Below are 18,897 nucleotides of genomic sequence, written 5' to 3'. Positions count from 1 at the left end.
GAACAAGCCCTGCTCATGGCAGGGCTTTTTTTATTCTGCTTATGTCGTAGGTTCGGACTGTAGCCGGCGATAGCGGGCAAGCAGCGTTTCCTGGCTTTCCTGGTGCTGGGGGTGAACCTCGATACATTCGACCGGGCACACTACCACACACTGCGGCTCATCAAAGTGGCCGACGCATTCTGTACACAGGTTGGGATTGATCTCGTAGATCTCCTCGCCCATGTAAATAGCCAGGTTAGGGCACTGCGGCTCACAAACGTCGCAGTTAATGCATTCTTCAGTAATGTGCAGTGCCATAGCGCAGTGTCCTGATAAGCGTGGTCCTTGGATTTGACCAGTCGGTCACCCTACAGTGTAGTACGGACCGCTGCGCAGGGCGAGTTCAGGTGGCTGAAACCGTTTGCTGATTGCGTTCCTTGGCTTTGGTTTGTAGCCAACGCTCCACGGACGGGAACACAAATTTGCCTACATCACCGCCCAGAATGGCAATTTCGCGCACGATGGTGCCGGAGATGAACTGGTACTGATCCGAAGGAGTCATGAACATGGTCTCGACTTCGGGCAGCAGGTGACGGTTCATGCCCGCCATTTGAAATTCGTACTCAAAATCGGACACGGCGCGCAGGCCACGTACGATAACGCGACCATTTTGTTCGCGTACAAAGTCCTTGAGCAGGCCGGAAAAGCTTTTCACTTCCACGTTTGGATAGTGGCTGAGCACTTCGGAGGCGATCTCAACACGCTCTTCAACGGTGAAGAAAGGGCGCTTGTTCTGGCTGGAGGCCACACCGACCACAACGTGATCGAAAAGGTTGGCGGCTCGCCGGACCAAGTCTTCATGGCCTCGTGTCAGGGGGTCGAAGGTGCCGGGGTAAACAGCTGTGATCATGGTGCATCCGCGTAAGTGGTTCAAGTTGGCAGGTCGGAGTCCGGGGGGAGCGGTGCAGGCGTCCCGGAAAATTCGGCATTATTGACTGTTTTTTGCATCGCAGCAAATCGCAACAAATGATAATGTACCTGCCCTGCCTTATCCTGTCGTAGTATCCCGTATTGATCTGGGGCTTGTATAGGGGTTTCGGACTCAATGTAAACCAGTGCGTCCGGTGCCAGCACATTGGGCAGCAAGGGCCAGATACGTTCCATCCAGTCCTGCGCAAAGGGCGGGTCTATGAAGACCAGATCGTAGCGCATCTGGCTGCGCTCCAGAATATGGAGGGCGTCGCCCGCATGGATACGGACGTGGTCTGCCTTGAGTTTGGTACGCAGGCTGCGCAAATTGCTGACAGCGGGTCCGTGGCGTTCCACCATTTGTACAAAGGCGACACCGCGCGAGGCCGCTTCAAAGCCCAGGGCTCCGCTACCGGCAAACAGATCCAGCACGTTCTTGTTGCTGAATTGACCGCCCCAGAAGTGGTTAAGCCAGTTAAACAGCGTTTCGCGCACACGATCCGGGGTGGGCCGCAGACCGGGTGCATCGACGACTGAAATCGGTGTGCGGCGGTAATCACCACCTACAATACGGACAGCATGTTTTCTCATTAGCGCTTTGATCGGATAATGTGGTCATTCAACAGAATTTTCTAGTGTAAATCGTATGTTCAGTTTTTTTAAAAGAAAGAAGGCCAAGCCAGAGCCACAAGTCACTCAAACGGAGCTGACCGAGCCGCTTTCTCCTGCCCCGTCTCAGCCCCAGGCTGACGCGGCAGATGCATCCCCCGCTGTATCGCAGGAGCAAAGCACGCCGGTTCAAACGCCGGTGGCCTCGCCTGCTGTGGCTTTGGATAGCCAGGCAGCCAGCCAGGCTGAACATCGCGCTGCTTCCGAGTCTACGCCCACGCAGCCAGAGGTGCCACAACCCGCCCCGGCCAGTGTCCCGACCCCAGAGCCTGCCCGTGTCCACGAGCCGCAAGTGCAGCCCGTACCTGAACCCGTTCGTATTCCCGAGCCGGAGGTGCAGCCTGTGCCGGAGCCAAGCCGTGCTCCGGAGCCCGAGGTCGAGCCAGTGCCTGAACCCGAGGTGCAGCCGATTCCCGAGCCGGTACCGCAACCGGAACCCGAGATACAGCCGACTCCTGAACCGGAGCCAGAGATTGTTCCAGTTCCTGCGCCACAGCCTGACCCAGCACCTGCCCCGACGCCAGAGCCAGAAGCCGCCGCACCTGTGGTGAAAACTTCCTGGATGGCACGCTTGAAACAGGGCTTGTCGCGTACCGGTCAGAGCTTGAGCAGCCTGTTCGTCGGTGCCAAGGTTGATGAAACGCTGTTCGAGGAACTGGAAGACGCCTTGCTGATGGCAGACGCGGGTGTTGAGGCTACCGAGAAACTGATTACCGCTTTGCGTGCTCGTGTTCGTAAGGAAAAAATCAGCGATGCAGCCCAAGTCAAACAAGCCCTGTGCGACATCCTGACCGATCATTTGAAGCCCCTGGAGAAATCCTTTCCTCTGGAATCGAGCAAACCACTGGTAGTCATGATTGCCGGGGTGAATGGTGCAGGTAAAACCACGTCTATTGGTAAGTTGGCCCACACCTTCCAGGAGCAGGGCGCAAAAGTCTTGTTGGCCGCCGGTGATACCTTCCGTGCTGCCGCTCGTGAACAGCTGATTGAGTGGGGCACCCGCAATAACGTCAGTGTTATTGCTCAGGACGGTGGTGACCCCGCCGCGGTGGCGTTTGATGCTGTGCATGCAGGGCGTGCCCGCGATATGGGCGTGGTCATGGTGGATACCGCCGGCCGCTTGCCAACCCAGCTTCACCTGATGGAAGAGCTCAAGAAGATCAAGCGCGTCATCGGCAAGGCCGATGGTCAGGCTCCTCATGAAATTCTCTTGATTGTGGACGGCAATACCGGCCAGAACGCCATTTCGCAGATCCGTGCCTTTGATGCAGCCTTGGGTCTGACTGGCCTGGTGGTTACCAAGCTGGACGGTACGGCCAAAGGCGGTACGCTGGCTGCCGTTGCTGCCTGTGCGCAAGGCGTACGTCCTATTCCGGTTTACTGGATTGGCGTGGGCGAGGGCATGCAGGATCTGCAGGCCTTTGTGGCCCGTGAGTTTGCGTCGGCCTTGTTGGGCATGAACGCTTAAATCCAAGTTTGGCTGTCAAAAAAGCGGCGATGTCTTTACAGGCATCGCCGTTTTTTTATTCCTGAGCCTTCTAGGAAAAGAGCGCTACGTAGTGGCAAGCAAAGGCTCAGTGCACAGTGGGCTTTTCAGTGCTTTTGGCGTTCAGCGTCGCAGAAGCTCTGTTTGCGGCTGATGCTGATCCAAGGCATTGAGCGCATGCTGTGCATGGGCGGCACGACCTTGGCGGGCATGCGTCAGCCAGTCCCGCGCAAACTGCGCTTGTTCGGGGTTGGCCGCATGTTGGGCATACCAATCCAGCGCCACGTCCACGTCGGTGACTGCACCAATCAAGGCCTGACATTCGCGCAGCACTTTGTGCAGCCCTTGCTTGTCGGCTGCGCTGGGCAAAAACTCCAGGCAGTAGCGCAGGCTCTTGATACGGTTGCGCAAACGATGCTGCTTGTCCTGGCTGATCTGCGCAAAGCGTTGGCTGCGTAGTTGAATTGTCTGGAACCAGCGGCTGATACGGGCTTCGATCAAATGTTCGGGCTGAGGCACACCATTCAGTTCCAGCGTAGGGCCGCAAATCAGGCTTTGCAGATTACTTAACAGCAGGGACTGAAACTCGGCTGCACTGGCCAGTTGGACCGGGTCGTGCTCCAGATGGGCAGGAGTAGGCTCAGGTGCGGGGCCGGGCATTCCCGCTTGCAGCAGCAAGGGGGTGATTTCCAGGTGTACCAGGTCATGGTCGCGTGCCTGACCAAACAGACCAAAATAATGTGTCAGACGCGTATTGGCATACCCTTCGCTAGCCGATAGCCACATTTTGAACAGCTTGCGGCAGGAGCGCAGACGGCGCAGACCCACGCGCATCAAGGCCAGATAGTCGGCCTGACGGGAAGAGTCCGGACGTATGCCATCCACGCCGGCCAGCAAGGCGGCATTGCGAATGACCTGTTCCAGGCTCATGGTGGCACTCAGGCTATAAAATTGTTCCAGATCTTCGGTGTCAACAAAATGCGGTTTGGGCAGGTCGTAGGCTTTGCGGGTCAAGGCCGCAGCTACCTGTTCGGGCGTCAGATCCAGACTTTCCGATTTGGCCCGGCGGCGGTCCGCCAGACTGGCCAGGGCATCACCACGCTCGGACTTGCTGCGCATCTCCAGAATCAGGCCATGTTTGTACAGCCAGCGCTGGCCAACCTCAAACATGGTCAGGCTCTCGCCCTTGATCAGCTCAATTTCCAGCTCGTTGACCAGCAGCTTCAAACCATTGGATTCGATATGGCCCACATCGTAGGCTAGCTCCAGTTCAGACTGGCCTTGCTTGATCAGGGCCAGCTCGCGCTGGATGCGGGTTTGATAACGCGCTTGAATCTGATCCGCGTAACGAGCCAGCGCAGCGTGGGCGGGTGTGTCCTGATACAGGCTCAGGTCCAGTTCCGGGCCGGGACGGGGGTGATTGATTTCAATGCGGGACAGGGTATCAGGACCGGGCAGTTTGACGGTCTGAACCCATTGCTCGCCTTCCTTGCGCAGACGCAAGGCGATACTCGAGCGCGCCAAATCGCGTTCGGGCGTATCAAAGTAAATGGCATTTAAGGTAATGCTACCCGTGCGTACTGCGTCAAAGGCGGTCAATAAACCGGGACGGGCACTCTCGGGTACAAAAAATTTCAGTTCTTGTTCTAGCACAGCATCGCACTCGAGAAATCACCCACAACAGGTGGGCGGATAAAACGATTATTTTGCATGTAAACCAGCCAAACTTGAAGTGTCGACACCCGTATAAGTGTGTGTAGTCATGTCAAGTTTTATAAAGGGGGAGTACCTAGTGGCTCGCGCCAGCCCAACTGGTGTGAAATGCTGTTGGCGCACTGTCGCAACTGAGCCAGGATGGGGCTGTTGATACTGGCATCAAACAGCGTACTGGGGCCCAGACTGGTCAGGGCCAGCACAATCTGGCCGGAGTGATCAAACACGGGGACGGACAGGGCATCAATACCGGGCAAGGGGTTGCCCAGTGCCTGTGCCACACCTTGTTCACGGATTTTTTCCAGCATGGCAGCCAGTTCTTTGGGGCTGGGGCGCAGCGGACTGATACTGGTGACAACCGCGCTGTCACCTGCCTCGCGCTCAATGTAGTGGCGCGCCACTTCAGGGGGCAGCCAGGCGGCAAAGACGTGGCCGGTGGCCGTGTGCAGCATGGACATGACCGTGCCGCAGCGCATGTTCACATGGACCGGGTAGCTGGCCTCGCTGATATGAACCATGGTGGGGCCGTGTGAGCCCAGCACTGCCAAGCCCAGGGTGTGCCCGATGCGCGAGGCCCAGGCTTGAACCAGGGGCAGGGCAATCTTCACCGGGTTCTGGCTTTGCAAGCTGACCAAACCCATCTGCAAGGCAAACGGCCCCAGCTCGTACAGGCCGGTAGCCGGAGCCTGCTGCACCAGTCCTACGTTGGTAAAACTGACCAGATACGGGTGGGCTTTGGCCGAACTCATCCCAGCCTGCGTGGCCAGATCTCGCAACATCATGGGTTGTCCGCTGTCTACCAGCACTTTCAACAGGCCAAAACCCGTTTCAATGGATTGGATACGGCGACGCTTTTCGTCCAGAGCAGGCAAAATGGGTTCGGTCATAGGGGTTTGGGGCGGTTTGGCACGGTCTTCAAGTGTACCGACTAATGAAGCTGCCCGCCGGGGCCTGGGTGTCGTAAAATGGCCTTAATTATTATCTGTCTGAGCAAAGAGCACGATGAATCAAGAAATTCAGTCCGACGCTGGTCAACTGGGCGCCAGTCCAATCGCTCCCGTTCCAGAGATTGTTGAAGAGCTGCGCGCAGGTCGCATGGTTATTCTGGTTGACGAAGAGGACCGCGAAAACGAAGGCGATCTGGTCATGGCCGCCGAATTCGTGAATGCCGAAGCGATCAACTTCATGGTGACTCATGGTCGCGGTCTGGTTTGCCTGACCCTGACCGAAGAGCGTTGCCGCCAACTGGACCTGCCTTTGATGGCCACCCGTAATGGCACACGTTTTGGCACCAACTTCACGGTGTCGATCGAAGCGGCTGAAGGCGTGGAAACCGGTATTTCTGCGGCTGACCGTGCCCGTACCGTGCAAGCGGCCGTGGCCCGCGATGCGCGTCCGATTGACCTGGTGCAGCCAGGCCACATTTTTCCGCTGAAGGCGGCCAAAGGTGGCGTGCTGGTGCGTGCCGGTCATACCGAAGCGGGCTGTGACCTGACGGCAATGGCCGGTTTGACCCCGGCTGCTGTCATTTGCGAGGTGCTCAATCCTGACGGCACCATGGCGCGCTTGCCGGATTTGCTGGTGTTCGCCCGCGAGCATGGCATCAAGGTTGGCACCATTGCGGATCTGATCCAGTACCGCAGCGAACACGAATCCATGATCGAGCGTTTGCACAAGAAACCCGTCAAGACCCCTTACGGTGAATTTGAGTGCCACGCCTACCGCGATCTGTCTTCCGGTGGCCTGCATCTGGCGCTGGTGCACGGTGAAATCAGCCCCGACGTGGAAACTCTGGTCCGTGTGCATGAACCGACTACCGTGCTGGATGTCTTGATTGAGGGCGATGTGGGCCACAGCTGGACCCTGCCCACTGCGCTGCGTACCGTGGCCAAATCCGACAGCGGTGTTGTGTTGCTGATGAATTGTCAGAACTCCGAAGAAGAGAGTTTTGAGCAGATCCAGGCCTGGGGCGCAGACAGCCCGGCACAAACGCCACGCGGTCGTCCTAGCCGCAATGATTTGCGCACGTATGGAATTGGTGCACAAATTTTGCGTGACCTCAATGTTGGCAAAGCCCGTTTGATGTCGCGACCACGTAAAATGCCAAGCATGGCCGGGTTTGCATTGACCGTGACGGGTTACCATAGCGAACCAGACTCTCAATCCTAAGCGGAGCTTCCAACATGAATCCTTACATTGTTACCCCTGACCTGAACGGGGAAGGTCTGCACATTGGTATTGTGCGTGCACGTTTTAACGAATCCATCGGCCTGACCGAATTGGAAGCCTGCCTGAAAGAGCTGGAGGCTCTGGGTGTGGACGAGCGCGACGTGACTGTTCTGTCCGTACCTGGCGCGTTGGAATTGGGCATTACTCTGGGCCAGATGGCCGAAACCGGCGAGTTTGATGCCCTGATCGCTCTGGGCGCCGTTATCCGCGGCGACACCTACCACTTTGAAGTGGTCAGCAATGAAAGCGCTTCGGCCATTACCCAAGTCTCCCTGGCAACCGGTATTCCTGTTGCCAACGGTGTACTGACCACCAACACAGATGAACAAGCCGAAGTTCGCGCTGCTGAAAAGGGTCGCGATTGCGCCCGTACAGCGGTCGAGCTGGGCAATCTTATCGCGGTCCTCGAACCTGAGCTGGACGACGATGAGGACGAAGATTACGAGGACGAAGATCTTGACGACGACAAATAAAGTCCCGGCCAGCAAGGCCAACGGACGATCCGCGCGCCGCCGCTCGCGCGAATTTGCCCTGCAGGGCATCTACTCCTGGCTTTTGCGAGGCTCTGATGGCCTGCAGGAAGCCACCTCCATCGACGCCCATATTCGGGGCGACGAGGAGTTCGGTGAAGCCGACGCAGCCTGGTTCAAAACCTTGCTGTTTGGCGTCATGCGCGAAGCCCCCGTGCTGCGCGAACGCTTTTTGCCTTATGTTGATCGTCCTTTGGAAGAGCTCTCTCCCATCGAACATGGCATCTTGCTGATTGGCAGCTACGAGCTGGTGCATCACGTTGAAGTGCCTTACCGCGTTGCCATTAATGAAGCCGTTGAACTGGCCAAATCTTTTGGCGGTACGGACGGTTTCAAATTCGTGAATGGCGTGCTGGACAAACTGGCCGCCGACGTACGCGCACCGGAAGTTGCCAAGCAGGCCCGCCGCTAAAACGGGGCGTGCCGTGCTGAACGAGTTCGGTCTTATCCAGCAGTATTTCAATCGTCCCGCTCCCGAAGGTTATTTGGGAGTGGGTGACGATTGTGCCCTTTTTACTCCGACACCCGGTTGGCAACTGGCCAGCAGCGTGGATCTTCTGATCGAAGGGCAACATTTCTTTCCTGACGTGGACCCCTTTCTCTTGGGGCACAAGGCGCTGGCCGTGAATCTGTCGGACCTGGGCGCCATGGGAGCCAAACCACGAGCCTGCCTGCTGGCTTTATCCATGCCCGAAGTCCGGCCCGAATGGCTGGCCGCATTCTCCAAAGGATTGTTCCAGTTGGCCGATCAGGCGCAATGCCCCTTGATTGGCGGTGATACCACGCGCAGCAAGCAAGGTGTGGTCATCAGCATCACGGTGCTGGGTGAAGTCCCGGCGGGGCAGGCTTTGCAACGCAGTGCGGCCCGGCCCGGTGACGATATCTGGTTAACGGGTACCCTGGGGGCGGCAGACATTGCCTTGCGCCTGCTGCAAGGTCGTCTGGCTGCGGATCCGGATCGACTGGCTGCCAGCCGCCTGGCCCTGGAGCAACCCTGGCCGCCGTATCGCCTGGGACATGCTCTGGCAGGTTTGGCTCATGCCGCCATTGATGTATCGGATGGTCTGGTCCAGGATCTGGGCCATATCGCCAAAGCCAGCCAATGTGCTGCCCATCTGGATTGGGATGCCTTGCCGCTGGACCCTTCGCTGAAAGGCTTGCCTGCCGACTTGCAACGTGAAGCGGTTCTGGTGGGCGGCGACGTTTTTCAACTGTGTTTCACCGCAGAACCCCTGCGTCGCGAGTCCATCTTGACGCTGGCCCAGCGCGAAGGCGTGCAGCTCAGCCGTATTGGCTCCATGCAGGCCGGTAGCGGGGTGCATGTGCGTGATCAACAGGGACTGCATCCTGCCCCTGCCCAGGGCGGTTTCGATCATTTTGGTGGCTGAGTCTGTGTCATGAGCACATTTCCTGATCCTTCCTTGAATCCGATTCAACGTCCCACCTTGGATTGGGTGGTGAAAAAGCCTTGGCGCTTGATTGCTTTTGGTGGTGGTACTGGCGTATTGCGTCCAGGGCCGGGCACTTGGGGCACGGCGCTGGCCTGGGTCTTGTGGGTCTTGGGTCTGCATGTGCTGACCGACACGCAAATGGCCATTTTCTTGCCGGTCACCTTTTTCATTGGTTGTTGGGCTTGTCACCGCACAGGCTACGATCTGGGTGTGTCCGATCACAGCGGCATGAACTGGGATGAGATGGTCGCTTTCTGGCTGGTGCTGTGGCTGATTCCGCAGACCTGGCTGGCACAGGGCATCGCATTCGTTTTATTTCGTTTCTTTGATATTCTCAAACCACCGCCGATCCGCTATTTTGATCGTCGTCTGCATAATGGTTTTGGCGTTATGTGGGACGATCTCCTGGCGGCAGGCTATACCTTGTTGCTGATGGCTGTCTTGGTACGTTTTGGAGTTTTCTCATGAGCGATTACGAGCACGGCAATGCCGCCCTGGCCCTGGGGCGAGCCCTTAAAGATCGCGGCTGGATGGTCGCCTGCGCCGAGTCATGTACAGGAGGCCTGCTGGCTGCTGCCTTGACGGACCTGCCCGGTTCCAGCGCCTGGTTCGAGCGCGGTCTGGTCACCTACAGCAACAAGGCCAAGGTTCAGGAACTGGGTGTGAACCAGGACACCCTGGATCGCTTTGGTGCAGTCAGCGAAGAAACCGCCATGGAAATGGCGGCGGGTGCGCTGGAAGCTACAGCTGATGCGGAGCTGGCTATTTCCACGACCGGCATTGCCGGCCCGGACGGAGCCACCGCGGGCAAGCCGGTTGGCCTGGTGTGCTTTGGTTTTGCACAACGCCGGGGCGATGGTATTGTGACCCGCGCCTCTGCCCGCATCTTTGACGGTGATCGTGCTCAAATTCGTCAGCAAGCCGTGGAATACGCATTGACCAGTGCACTGACCATGCTCAATCCCGCCTGATTGTCGTCAGGCCGGTAACATCAAGCCCAGCTGCCTGGCGCTCGAACGTAGTTCGGGCAGGCAGCGCTGGATCAATTTCTCTTCCGTATCCTGCCAGTCCTTGATGCTGATGCTCATCCCGGCCACGACGCGCCCGCTGGCACTGCGCACGGGTACGCCAATCGCCGTCAAACCCAGCTCCAGCTCTTCCTTGATCAAGGAATAATCCTTTTCCTGTACCTGCTTTAATTCGCGCAGCAAAGCCTCGCGAGTATGGGCGGTGTATTGCGTCATGATCTTGAAGGGAGCCAGCTCCAGATAGGCGTCCAGCCTGTTTTGTGGCAACTGCGACAGCATCATGCGCCCGATCGAAGTGCAGTGGGCAGGCAGGCGGCTGCCCAGGCCCAAAGACACGGTCAGTACGCGCTGTCGTTGTGCACGTGCCAGATACAGGATCTCGTCCCCGTCCAGCAAGGCCAGGGCACAGGTTTCACCGACGCGATCACTTAAATCGTCCAGGATGGGCTGGGCCAGACTGACGATGGAGGTCGACGAAAAATAGGCATGGCCCAGTTGCAAAATCGCCGGGCGCAGTTTCCAGAACGCACCTTCCTGCTCCGCATAGCCCAGGGCTTGCAGGGTATAGAGGCAGCGTTGCACCACTGCCCGCGCCAGGCCTGTTTTCAGAGCAATTTCTGCGGCCCGCAATGGTCGTCTTCTGTCTGAAAAAGCCGTAATTACCTGCAGGCCACGGGCCAGCGACTGCATATAGTCCGGGTCGCCCTTGTAGCTGTTGGCGGCGGGACCTGTCTCTTTATTCGTTGTCATTGCTCAGTAAGGGGCAAGGCCTAGTTTTGTTCGATTAACGAACGTGATGAGATTCATAAGAATTATCGATGATAAATTGTAAAAAAAACAAGACTTAGCAATTTAATAATCAAGTTCGATTATCGAACAAAATAAGTTTGGAGTGATACATGAAAAAAGTGCTCGCCCGTAAAGTGGCTCCTCTGCTGGCCGGAATGGGTCTGTTGTTTTGTTCCTTGGGTGCGCAAGCCGCGTACCCGGACAAGCCTATCCGTCTGGTTGTGCCCTTTACGCCGGGTGGCGTGACTGACGTGATTGCCCGCGGTGTTGCGCAGCAAATGTCCAAGGATCTGGGCCAGATCATCATTGTGGAAAACAAGCCCGGCGCCAGTGGCATCATTGCTACGGACTTTGTCGCAAAATCCGCCCCTGATGGCTACACCGTCTTGCTGGCCGCGGTGGGTCAGGCGGTGGTGAACAACCACCTCTACAAGAAACTGCCTTACGATCCCGCGCAGGACTTGACGGCTGTTTCGCTGGTGGCCGAAGGGCAGAACGTGCTGGTGGTAAATGCCAAGCAAAGTCCCTTCAATACGGGTGAGGAGCTGATCAGCCACGCTCGCGCCAATCCCGAAGATCTGACCTATGCGTCCTTTGGTAATGGCTCGTCCTCGCACCTGTCGGCAGCGGCCTTTACCACGATGGCCAATATTGATGTTATCCATGCTCCCTACCGTGGCAGCGCACCGGCCATGACGGACCTGCTGGGTGGTCACATCTCCTTCATGTTCGATAGCATGGGCACGGCGATTACGCACATCAACGCTAACACCGTGCGTCCCTTGGCCGTATCCGGTCCCGAGCGTTCCTCCTTGCTGCCAGAGGTTCCTACCTTCGCAGAGCTGGGTCTGGACCAGGGCTATAACGTGACAGCCTGGTTTGGTTTCCACGTCAGCAGCGGCACTCCAGCTGAAATTGTCGAGCGTCTGAGCCAGTCCATGAAAACCGTTAGCCAGAATGCCGAATTTGTTGAAACCTTCCGTCGCCAGGGTGTGGACATCATTTCCTCTACCCCTGCTGAATACGCCGAGTTCCTGCGTCAGGAAGACGAGAAGTTTGGCAGCCTGATCAAGCAAGCCAATATCACGCTGGACTAATCGTTTTTTGAATGGAGCACTGTAACGTGAGCGATCAGCACGCCTCGCAGGCGACGCGTCCTGCCCCTTTGGATGGCATCCGGGTTCTGGATCTGACACGCATTCTGGCTGGTCCATGGTGCACACAGAACCTGGCTGACCTGGGGGCCAATGTCTACAAGATAGAGCGGCCCGAAACTGGCGACGATACCCGCGCCTGGGGCCCGCCCTTTTTACAGACACCTGAAAAGGAAGATACGGCTGAAGCGGCCTATTACTTGTCGGCCAACCGTAACAAGCAGTCGATCAGCCTGGATATTGCCAGCCAGGAAGGGGCGGATGTGGTGCGTGCCATGGCACGGGAATGCGACATTCTGGTGGAGAACTTCAAGGTGGGGGGGCTGGCTAAATACGGCCTGGACTACGCCAGCTTGAAAGAGATCAACCCTCGCCTGATTTATTGCTCGATTACCGGCTTTGGTCAGACAGGCCCTTATGCCGAGCGTCCGGGTTATGACTTCATGATCCAGGCCATGGGCGGCATGATGAGTCTGACGGGCGAACGTGATGACAAGCCCGGCGGTGGTCCTCAGAAAGCGGGGGTTGCCGTCGCGGACTTGATGACGGGCATGTATGCCACCAGCAGCATTCTGGCCGCCTTGTTTGAACGCTCACGCAGTGGTTTGGGGCAGCATATCGACATTGCCTTGCTGGACTGTCAGGTAGCCATGCTGGCGAATCAGAACATGAACTATCTGGTCAGTGGGCAGGCACCGAAGCGAGCCGGTAATGCACATCAGAATCTGGTGCCCTATCAGGTGTTCCCAACGGCAGATGGCCACATCATTGTGGCTATCGGCAATAACCGTCAGTTCGCGGCTTATTGCGAAGCAATTGGACACCCGGAAATTGTTGAGGATTCGCGTTTCAACATTAACAGTCAGCGGGTCAAGCACAGGGATGAGCTGGAGCAGATCCTGAGTGCCGCGATGCAACAGCATCCTAGCGCTTATTGGCTGGACGCCCTGGACAAGATCGGTGTGCCAGCTGGACCTATCAATGATCTGCACGGCGTGTTCTCGCACCCGCAGGTTCAGGCCCGGAACATGCGTATCGAGCTGGACCACAGCCAGGCCGGCAAGGTCAGCATGACGGCCAGCCCCATGCGCTTCTCTGACAGTCCGGTGTCCTACCGCATGGCTCCGCCGCAGTTGGGTGAGCATACCGAGCAGGCGCTGGAGAGTTTGCTGGGAGCGGATAACCCGGAGCTGAAGCAGTGGCGTAACCGGAACCAGGCTTGACTAGGGTTAAAAGCCAAAGCCAAAGCCAAACCAGAATTTGAACCAGTGTCAGAGTCGAGGCGCAGGCCTAGTTTAGCGTTTGGACTTGTGGCAGAAGTAGTGTCTGATTGACACCGCCCCTGCTACCTGAAATACCGGTCAGACCCTGGCCTAGGCCTCGTGACTCAGTAGGGGGGAAGCTGCTTCTTACGCTTAAGGCTCAACTGAGCCTGAGCGGGTCCTATCGGTCATAGCTTAATAAATAAGAAGCCCCACTCACTTTGGATTGAATCCAAGTGAGTGGGGCTTTCTTGTATCTACACTAATTGCTGTCGCTGTCGCTGTCGCTGTCGCTGTCGCTGTCGCTGTCGCTGTCGCTGTCGCTGTCGCGATCCCCGGACTTGTTCGACAAGCCGGGAGGGCCATCAATCAACGCTGCTTGTTGCGCGCATCATTAATCGCATTGCGCGTAGCAATCGCTGCAGCTTGTGCCGCATCACGCCAGTCATCGCCTCGGCTGGCGTACAGAATGGCACGCGAAGAGTTGATCATCATGCCGTTACCTTGCGAGTCCATACCAGCAGCAACGGTGGCGACCACATCGCCACCTTGTGCGCCAATGCCGGGCACCAGCAAAGGCATATCGCCAATACGGGCACGTACCTTGCCAATTTCCTCGGGGAAGGTTGCGCCCACCACCAAAGCACATTGGCCGTTTGTATTCCATTTCTCTGCCACCAGGCTGGCTACGTGTAGGTACAGCGGCGTACCGTCGGCCATTTCCATGAATTGCAGGTCCGAGCCGCCGGGGTTGGAGGTGCGGCACAGCACGATCACGCCCTTGTCCTTGTGCTCCAGATACGGCTCTACCGAGTCAAAGCCCATGTAAGGGCTGACGGTGACGGCATCTGCGCGGTAGCGCTCAAAGGCTTCGCGTGCGTACTGCTCGGCTGTCGAACCCACGTCCCCACGCTTGGCATCGAGCACGATGGGCAGGTGAGGGTAGCGACTGCGAATGTAGTCGCACAGGTCTTGCAACTGATCCTCGGCACCCTGAGCGGCAAAGTAGGCAATCTGTGGCTTGATGCCGCAGGTGTAGTCGGCGGTGACGTCCACAATCGCTTTGCAGAACTCATAAATCGCGCCGGGTTTGCTGGCCAGCTCCAAAGGCAGGCGGGCAGGGTCTGGGTCCAGACCCACCATCAGCATGGATTGGTTGTCCGTCCAGGCACGGTTCAGTTTTTCTATGAATGTCATGGGAATCAGGAAAGTAAACGGCTATACAAAAAGCTGAGCCAGACGGCACCAGCAAAAATAAGGGACAGCAGCACGGCAGCACTGGCCAGATCCTTGGCCCGCCCGATCAAGGGGTGGTGCTCCAGGGTAATCGTGTCGGCCAGGGCCTCCAGGGCCGAGTTCAGCAGCTCCACCACCAGCACAAAAACCAGTGTGCCCAGCAGGACCAGAATCTCCGCCGGGGTTTGCCCCAGCCAGAATGCCAGTGGCGTCAGGATGACAGCCAGCGCCAGTTCCTGGCGAAAGGCAGCCTCATGGCGCAGAGCAGCGGCCAGGCCCTGGCTGGAGTAGCGCAGGGCATTGAACAGGCGACCAACACCGCCTTTGCTTTTGAATGGAGAGTCTGACATGAAGGACGCTGCAGATTGAAGTGCCCTGATTATAGGGGTTTGCTTGGGCGAAAAAAAACCGGATGGAAAAATCCATCCGGTTTTTGTACTAAAAGCGTGGCGATCAGGGCAGAAGTGATCAATTTCCGCCCGGATCGGGGTGCTGATAAGTGGCTTAGAAGCCGCCCATACCACCCATGCCGCCCATACCACCCATGTCAGGCATGGCTGGAGCAGGTTTGTCTTCCACGATTTCGGTCACGGCCACTTCGGTGGTCAGCAACAGGCTGGCGATCGAAGCTGCGTTTTGCAGGGCAGTGCGAGTCACCTTGGTTGGGTCCAGAACGCCTTGCTCGACCAGGTCACCGTATTCGCCAGTAGCAGCGTTGTAACCGTAGGTGCCGGTGCCGCTGGCCACTTGGTTAACAACCACGCTGGCTTCTTCGCCGGCGTTGGAAACGATGGTGCGCAAAGGAGCTTCGATAGCACGCAGGATCAGCTTGATACCGGCGTCTTGGTCGGTGTTGTCGCCTTTCAGTTGGGCAACAGCTGCGCGGGCACGAATCAGTGCAACGCCACCGCCAGGAACGATACCTTCTTCGACGGCTGCGCGAGTAGCGTGCAGGGCGTCTTCAACGCGGGCTTTCTTCTCTTTCATTTCGACTTCGGTGGCAGCGCCAACGCGAATCACGGCAACACCGCCAGCCAGCTTGGCCACGCGCTCTTGCAGTTTTTCACGGTCGTAGTCGGAAGTGGACTCGTCGATCTGAACGCGGATTTGTTTCACGCGAGCTTCGATGTCGGTGCCGTTGCCAGCGCCGTCGATGATCGTGGTGTTTTCTTTGGCCACTTCAATGCGCTTGGCCTGACCCAGGTCGTCCAGAGTCGCTTTCTCCAGGGACATACCGGTTTCTTCGGAGATCACGGTACCGCCAGTCAGGATAGCGATGTCTTCCAGCATGGCTTTGCGACGATCGCCAAAGCCAGGAGCTTTAACGGCGGTAGTCTTCAGGATGCCACGGATGTTGTTCACAACCAGAGTAGCCAGGGCTTCGCCTTCCACGTCTTCAGCAACGATCAGCAAAGGACGGCTGGTCTTGGCAACTTGCTCCAGTACGGGCAGCAGGTCACGGATGTTGGAGATTTTCTTGTCGAAAATCAGAACAAACGGATCGTCCAGAACAGCAACTTGCTTGTCAGCGTTGTTGATGAAGTAAGGGGACAGGTAGCCGCGGTCAAACTGCATACCTTCGACCACGTCCAGTTCATTTTCCAGGGATTTGCCGTCTTCAACGGTAATCACGCCTTCTTTGCCCACTTTGTCCATGGCATTGGCGATGATCTCACCAATGGAGTGGTCGCTGTTGGCGGAAATGGAACCGACCTGAGCAATTTCTTTGCTGGTGGTGCAAGGACGGGACAGTTGACGCAGTTCGTCAACCACAACGCCAACGGCCTTGTCGATACCGCGCTTCAGGTCCATTGGGTTGATGCCAGCGGCAACAAACTTCAGGCCTTCTTCAACGATGGCTTGAGCCAGAACAGTAGCGGTAGTAGTACCGTCACCGGCGTTGTCGGAAGTCTTGGAAGCAACTTCTTTAACCAGTTGAGCACCGATGTTCTCGAACTTGTCTTTCAGTTCGATTTCTTTGGCAACGGACACACCGTCTTTAGTAACGGTAGGAGCGCCGAAAGAGCGGTCCAGAACAACGTTACGGCCTTTGGGGCCCATGGTGGTCTTAACAGCGTTGGCCAGAACGTTGACGCCGCGCACGATGCGGGTACGTGCGTCGTCGCCGAAGTAAACTTGTTTTGCGGTCATGGTTTGAATCCTATTGAATTTTCGTTGGCGGTACTTATTCGATCACGGCGAAGATTTCTTCTTCGCGGATCACCAGCAGCTCTTCGCCGTCGATCTTGACGGCCTGGCCGGAGTATTTGCCAAACAGAACTTTGTCGCCGACTTTCAGATCCAGCGCCAGAACCTTGCCGTCCTCGGTTTTCTTACCGGGGCCAACGGCCAGGATTTCGCCTTGATCGGGCTTTTCAGTCGCGCTCTCGGGGATAACGATACCGGAAGCGGTGGTGCGTTCGTTGTCCAGACGCTTGACGATCACACGATCGTTCAAAGGACGCAGTGCCATGGAGAAACTCCTGTTTAAAGATGACTTTAGTTGTTGGTCCGATTGTGGGGGCGAGGCGTTTTAGCACTCAACCCCTTCGAGTGCTAATTATAGGGACGACTTTTCTAATTTCAAGAGCACCAGGGTCAGGCTGTTACATATTTGTCCTGGGGCGTGAAGTAGGGGGGAGGGAAACGCCGGATTCTGGTGCGTGTCTGGACTTGGACTCACATTAATAAGGCAAGCTCAGTTAAGCTGGGCGCTTTCGATCATGAGCGGTCGGGCATGATCGAACGCCAGGCTTTCTTTTGCCTAAAGAGATTTCCACGAAAACCAGCGCAATGTCCAACTTCAACCTATTCAATGTCTTTCTCCAACGCTGGGGGGCGCAGGCCGCTGGCAAGCCTTTCAGCACGGCGACCAGCGATCTGATGCCCGTGCGGCTGACCGGGAAGTTGGAGGGGCAGCCGGCGATGATCAAAATCACACGAGATCTTGATGAGCGCATCGGCGGCCAAGTGCTGCAATGGTGGGCTGGCGATGGCGCGGCGCATGTATATGCGCTGGACCGACCCAGACTCTGGAGCGTTGCTGATGGAGCGTGCAACGGGCTCCAGGGATCTATTGCGCATGGCTTTAGAAGGGGAAGATGATGCAGCGACGACCTGTATCTGCCGTGCCCTTGAGCAATTGCATTCAAACCGACCTTCGGCCCCACCTGACAATTTGCGCCCCCTGAGCGATTTTTTTGAATCGCTGGCACCGATGGCGCAGCAAGAGGACGGTCTGATGGCTGAATGCGCACTAGTGGCCAATGAACTGCTGCGAGATCAGCGTGATCAGGTCGTTCTGCACGGGGATGCGCACCATAGCAACATTCTTGATTTCGATCAGCGTGGATGGCTGGCAATAGATCCCAAGCGCGTCACTGGTGAGCGCTATTACGACTATGTAAATGTGCTGTGCAACCCTGATCTTAAAACGAGCACCGATCCAGCGCGCTTTGCACGGCAGTTGTCGGTAGTCATCGAGGTTGCAGGGCTGGAGCGTCAACGCTTGCTCAGATGGGTCATGGCGCATGCGGCCTTGTCAGCTGCCTGGTTTCTGGAGGATGGATTGCGCACCGAGGCCAATAAAGAGTTGGCCGTTGCGGCGCTGGCTCGACGGGCCCTAGCTTGAGGGGTTCATCACTATTTCATTACCCGTACTCAAGGCGATCAGCTTGCTCATGGTGTTGAAGTTGCGTGTCGTCGCAACGACCTTGAGCTTTCTCTCGATGAAATTATTGTTGGCTTTCAGGTCTCGATACCGGGTCGCGCACACAATATAGGCGATGTCATCAATGACGCGGACCTGATCCGGTGCGTGCTCCAGGGCGTGGAAGGCATGCAGCAAGACGCTATCTGCTGGGGAGCGCAGCAGGGTGAAATATAGCTGGCTGGGGCTTTCGTCCTTGAAAGGATTGTTCGCCATCACCCGCATGAAATAAGCCGGTGTTCGGGCAATGACCTGAATATCTCCGCCCAGCTTGTTCTTGATGGTGTGGTGAACCAGTTGCTCCAGCTCCGGCTGTTCCAGCTCTGTGGACACAATCACATTGCCGCTTTGTATATAAGTCCGGACCTCTTTCAGACCCGCTGCTTCCAGGGCTGCGCGTAGTGGTGCCATCAAGACCTTGTTCTTGCCGGTGGGCATGACGCCGCGCAATAAAAGAATCTGTGTATTCATGGTGTGTGCTAGCCGTGAAGTTGGGGTGTTGCCGTGCAGGCGGGAGTTTCAGTGCGCCATTTTATGCTGTGTTAAAAAACAGTAGTGAGTTTAGTTTTCAAGGCTCGTCAGTCTGCACTGTGTGAGCATCACGGCTGGTTGGTGCAGATGTGGCGTCGGCGGTTTGGCGGTAATACGGACCCGGGCGCATGACGCCTTCGTGAGGAGCCTCATCAAAAAAAC

At 57.0% G+C, this 18,897-nt stretch carries 22 protein-coding genes; 11 read left to right on the top strand and 11 right to left on the bottom strand.

All coding sequences use genetic code 11. From position 1 onward, the window contains the following. Positions 1–39: 39 nt before the first annotated feature. From KOE80_RS14845 to rsmD, 3 genes are all read right to left on the bottom strand, one after another. The gene (locus tag KOE80_RS14845) at positions 40–297 is read right to left on the bottom strand and encodes a YfhL family 4Fe-4S dicluster ferredoxin (RefSeq protein ID WP_226349434.1); all 258 of its coding nucleotides are present in this window, start codon (positions 295–297) and stop codon (positions 40–42) included. A gap of 85 nt (positions 298–382) precedes the next feature. Further along, a complete protein-coding gene (gene coaD, locus KOE80_RS14840; RefSeq protein ID WP_009454773.1) occupies positions 383–889 on the bottom strand; it encodes a pantetheine-phosphate adenylyltransferase in 507 nt (168 codons plus the stop codon). A 20-nt stretch (positions 890–909) separates the two neighbouring features. Next, positions 910–1,539, bottom strand: coding sequence for a 16S rRNA (guanine(966)-N(2))-methyltransferase RsmD (rsmD, locus tag KOE80_RS14835; RefSeq protein ID WP_226349433.1), 630 nt, complete (start codon positions 1,537–1,539; stop codon positions 910–912). A gap of 463 nt (positions 1,540–2,002) precedes the next feature. Between rsmD and ftsY the strand changes: the two genes are divergently transcribed. Beyond that, entirely contained in the window at positions 2,003–3,085 is a 1,083-nt protein-coding gene (gene ftsY / locus KOE80_RS14830; protein WP_413228940.1) for a signal recognition particle-docking protein FtsY, read from the top strand. A 141-nt stretch (positions 3,086–3,226) separates the two neighbouring features. Here the strand turns inward: ftsY and KOE80_RS14825 are convergent, their stop codons facing one another. Together KOE80_RS14825 and KOE80_RS14820 are read right to left on the bottom strand one after the other, a co-directional pair. After that, a complete protein-coding gene (locus KOE80_RS14825) occupies positions 3,227–4,756 on the bottom strand; it encodes a CYTH and CHAD domain-containing protein (RefSeq protein WP_022983223.1) in 1,530 nt (509 codons plus the stop codon). Between the two features lie 119 nt (positions 4,757–4,875). Beyond that, complete coding sequence (locus KOE80_RS14820; RefSeq protein ID WP_042488803.1) at positions 4,876–5,703, bottom strand: IclR family transcriptional regulator; 828 nt, start codon at positions 5,701–5,703, stop codon at positions 4,876–4,878. Positions 5,704–5,818: 115 nt separating this feature from the next. Here KOE80_RS14820 and ribBA point away from each other — a divergent pair, with 115 nt between their 5' ends. From ribBA to KOE80_RS14790, 6 genes are read left to right on the top strand one after another with little or no spacing between them, the layout of a single operon-like run. After that, complete coding sequence (gene ribBA, locus KOE80_RS14815) at positions 5,819–6,985, top strand: bifunctional 3,4-dihydroxy-2-butanone-4-phosphate synthase/GTP cyclohydrolase II (protein WP_042488800.1); 1,167 nt, start codon at positions 5,819–5,821, stop codon at positions 6,983–6,985. A gap of 14 nt (positions 6,986–6,999) precedes the next feature. Then, positions 7,000–7,518 (top strand): 6,7-dimethyl-8-ribityllumazine synthase, encoded by a 519-nt coding sequence (gene ribH / locus KOE80_RS14810; RefSeq protein ID WP_042488798.1) that lies wholly within the window; start codon positions 7,000–7,002, stop codon positions 7,516–7,518. Then, positions 7,472–7,987 carry a transcription antitermination factor NusB gene (gene nusB, locus KOE80_RS14805; RefSeq protein ID WP_045931247.1) on the top strand — a complete coding sequence of 172 codons (516 nt, stop codon included), beginning with the start codon at positions 7,472–7,474 and terminating at the stop codon, positions 7,985–7,987. The genes ribH and nusB overlap by 47 nt, the downstream gene beginning before the upstream one ends. A gap of 13 nt (positions 7,988–8,000) precedes the next feature. Then, entirely contained in the window at positions 8,001–8,963 is a 963-nt protein-coding gene (thiL, locus tag KOE80_RS14800) for a thiamine-phosphate kinase (RefSeq protein ID WP_226349431.1), read from the top strand. Positions 8,964–8,972: 9 nt separating this feature from the next. Beyond that, positions 8,973–9,494 carry a phosphatidylglycerophosphatase A gene (locus KOE80_RS14795; protein ID WP_226349430.1) on the top strand — a complete coding sequence of 174 codons (522 nt, stop codon included), beginning with the start codon at positions 8,973–8,975 and terminating at the stop codon, positions 9,492–9,494. Next, positions 9,491–9,997, top strand: coding sequence for a CinA family protein (locus tag KOE80_RS14790; RefSeq protein ID WP_045931245.1), 507 nt, complete (start codon positions 9,491–9,493; stop codon positions 9,995–9,997). The genes KOE80_RS14795 and KOE80_RS14790 overlap by 4 nt, the downstream gene beginning before the upstream one ends. A gap of 6 nt (positions 9,998–10,003) precedes the next feature. Here the strand turns inward: KOE80_RS14790 and KOE80_RS14785 are convergent, their stop codons facing one another. Continuing rightward, entirely contained in the window at positions 10,004–10,804 is an 801-nt protein-coding gene (locus KOE80_RS14785) for an IclR family transcriptional regulator C-terminal domain-containing protein (RefSeq protein ID WP_086061439.1), read from the bottom strand. Positions 10,805–10,953: 149 nt separating this feature from the next. Here KOE80_RS14785 and KOE80_RS14780 point away from each other — a divergent pair, with 149 nt between their 5' ends. Both KOE80_RS14780 and KOE80_RS14775 read left to right on the top strand, forming a co-directional pair. Beyond that, the gene (locus tag KOE80_RS14780; RefSeq protein ID WP_042488785.1) at positions 10,954–11,940 is read left to right on the top strand and encodes a Bug family tripartite tricarboxylate transporter substrate binding protein; all 987 of its coding nucleotides are present in this window, start codon (positions 10,954–10,956) and stop codon (positions 11,938–11,940) included. Positions 11,941–11,966: 26 nt separating this feature from the next. Then, a complete protein-coding gene (locus KOE80_RS14775) occupies positions 11,967–13,220 on the top strand; it encodes a CaiB/BaiF CoA transferase family protein (RefSeq protein WP_226349429.1) in 1,254 nt (417 codons plus the stop codon). 408 nt (positions 13,221–13,628) lie between these two features. On the opposite strand, the gene pyrF is transcribed toward KOE80_RS14775, so the two are convergent. From pyrF to KOE80_RS14755, 4 genes are all read right to left on the bottom strand, one after another. After that, on the bottom strand, positions 13,629–14,456 hold the full coding sequence (gene pyrF / locus KOE80_RS14770) for an orotidine-5'-phosphate decarboxylase (protein WP_026485466.1): 828 nt from the start codon (positions 14,454–14,456) through the stop codon (positions 13,629–13,631). Positions 14,457–14,461: 5 nt separating this feature from the next. After that, the gene (locus KOE80_RS14765) at positions 14,462–14,845 is read right to left on the bottom strand and encodes a diacylglycerol kinase (RefSeq protein WP_009454798.1); all 384 of its coding nucleotides are present in this window, start codon (positions 14,843–14,845) and stop codon (positions 14,462–14,464) included. 154 nt (positions 14,846–14,999) lie between these two features. Beyond that, a complete protein-coding gene (gene groL, locus KOE80_RS14760; protein ID WP_026485468.1) occupies positions 15,000–16,646 on the bottom strand; it encodes a chaperonin GroEL in 1,647 nt (548 codons plus the stop codon). A gap of 34 nt (positions 16,647–16,680) precedes the next feature. Continuing rightward, a complete protein-coding gene (locus KOE80_RS14755; RefSeq protein WP_009454802.1) occupies positions 16,681–16,968 on the bottom strand; it encodes a co-chaperone GroES in 288 nt (95 codons plus the stop codon). Positions 16,969–17,288: 320 nt separating this feature from the next. On the opposite strand from KOE80_RS14755, the gene KOE80_RS20375 reads away from it, so the two are divergent. Both KOE80_RS20375 and KOE80_RS14750 read left to right on the top strand, forming a co-directional pair. Next, positions 17,289–17,600 (top strand): aminoglycoside phosphotransferase family protein, encoded by a 312-nt coding sequence (locus tag KOE80_RS20375; protein WP_319002431.1) that lies wholly within the window; start codon positions 17,289–17,291, stop codon positions 17,598–17,600. After that, entirely contained in the window at positions 17,488–18,126 is a 639-nt protein-coding gene (locus KOE80_RS14750) for an aminoglycoside phosphotransferase family protein (RefSeq protein ID WP_319002430.1), read from the top strand. The genes KOE80_RS20375 and KOE80_RS14750 overlap by 113 nt, the downstream gene beginning before the upstream one ends. On the opposite strand, the gene KOE80_RS14745 is transcribed toward KOE80_RS14750, so the two are convergent. Beyond that, on the bottom strand, positions 18,118–18,675 hold the full coding sequence (locus KOE80_RS14745; protein ID WP_052159498.1) for a DUF1697 domain-containing protein: 558 nt from the start codon (positions 18,673–18,675) through the stop codon (positions 18,118–18,120). The genes KOE80_RS14750 and KOE80_RS14745 overlap by 9 nt on opposite strands. Positions 18,676–18,897: the final 222 nt, after the last annotated feature.

Origin of the sequence: Alcaligenes sp. 13f (genome assembly GCF_020496585.1) — a bacterium.
Classification (GTDB): Bacteria; Pseudomonadota; Gammaproteobacteria; order Burkholderiales; family Burkholderiaceae_B; genus Alcaligenes; species Alcaligenes phenolicus.
This window is presented reverse-complemented; position numbering and strand designations above follow the sequence as displayed.

What these genes read in the sequence shown, in the direction of transcription:
- KOE80_RS14845 (WP_226349434.1), bottom strand. Translation starts at nt 297, where the DNA reads ATGGCACTGCACATTACTGAAGAATGCATTAACTGCGACGTTTGTGAG.
- coaD (WP_009454773.1), bottom strand. Translation starts at nt 889, where the DNA reads ATGATCACAGCTGTTTACCCCGGCACCTTCGACCCCCTGACACGAGGC.
- rsmD (WP_226349433.1), bottom strand. Translation starts at nt 1,539, where the DNA reads ATGAGAAAACATGCTGTCCGTATTGTAGGTGGTGATTACCGCCGCACA.
- KOE80_RS14820 (WP_042488803.1), bottom strand. Translation starts at nt 5,703, where the DNA reads ATGACCGAACCCATTTTGCCTGCTCTGGACGAAAAGCGTCGCCGTATC.
- ribBA (WP_042488800.1), top strand. Translation starts at nt 5,819, where the DNA reads ATGAATCAAGAAATTCAGTCCGACGCTGGTCAACTGGGCGCCAGTCCA.
- ribH (WP_042488798.1), top strand. Translation starts at nt 7,000, where the DNA reads ATGAATCCTTACATTGTTACCCCTGACCTGAACGGGGAAGGTCTGCAC.
- nusB (WP_045931247.1), top strand. Translation starts at nt 7,472, where the DNA reads ATGAGGACGAAGATTACGAGGACGAAGATCTTGACGACGACAAATAAA.
- KOE80_RS14795 (WP_226349430.1), top strand. Translation starts at nt 8,973, where the DNA reads ATGAGCACATTTCCTGATCCTTCCTTGAATCCGATTCAACGTCCCACC.
- KOE80_RS14790 (WP_045931245.1), top strand. Translation starts at nt 9,491, where the DNA reads ATGAGCGATTACGAGCACGGCAATGCCGCCCTGGCCCTGGGGCGAGCC.
- KOE80_RS14785 (WP_086061439.1), bottom strand. Translation starts at nt 10,804, where the DNA reads ATGACAACGAATAAAGAGACAGGTCCCGCCGCCAACAGCTACAAGGGC.
- KOE80_RS14780 (WP_042488785.1), top strand. Translation starts at nt 10,954, where the DNA reads ATGAAAAAAGTGCTCGCCCGTAAAGTGGCTCCTCTGCTGGCCGGAATG.
- pyrF (WP_026485466.1), bottom strand. Translation starts at nt 14,456, where the DNA reads ATGACATTCATAGAAAAACTGAACCGTGCCTGGACGGACAACCAATCC.
- KOE80_RS14765 (WP_009454798.1), bottom strand. Translation starts at nt 14,845, where the DNA reads ATGTCAGACTCTCCATTCAAAAGCAAAGGCGGTGTTGGTCGCCTGTTC.
- groL (WP_026485468.1), bottom strand. Translation starts at nt 16,646, where the DNA reads ATGACCGCAAAACAAGTTTACTTCGGCGACGACGCACGTACCCGCATC.
- KOE80_RS14755 (WP_009454802.1), bottom strand. Translation starts at nt 16,968, where the DNA reads ATGGCACTGCGTCCTTTGAACGATCGTGTGATCGTCAAGCGTCTGGAC.
- KOE80_RS20375 (WP_319002431.1), top strand. Translation starts at nt 17,289, where the DNA reads ATGTCCAACTTCAACCTATTCAATGTCTTTCTCCAACGCTGGGGGGCG.
- KOE80_RS14750 (WP_319002430.1), top strand. Translation starts at nt 17,488, where the DNA reads ATGGCGCGGCGCATGTATATGCGCTGGACCGACCCAGACTCTGGAGCG.
- KOE80_RS14745 (WP_052159498.1), bottom strand. Translation starts at nt 18,675, where the DNA reads ATGAATACACAGATTCTTTTATTGCGCGGCGTCATGCCCACCGGCAAG.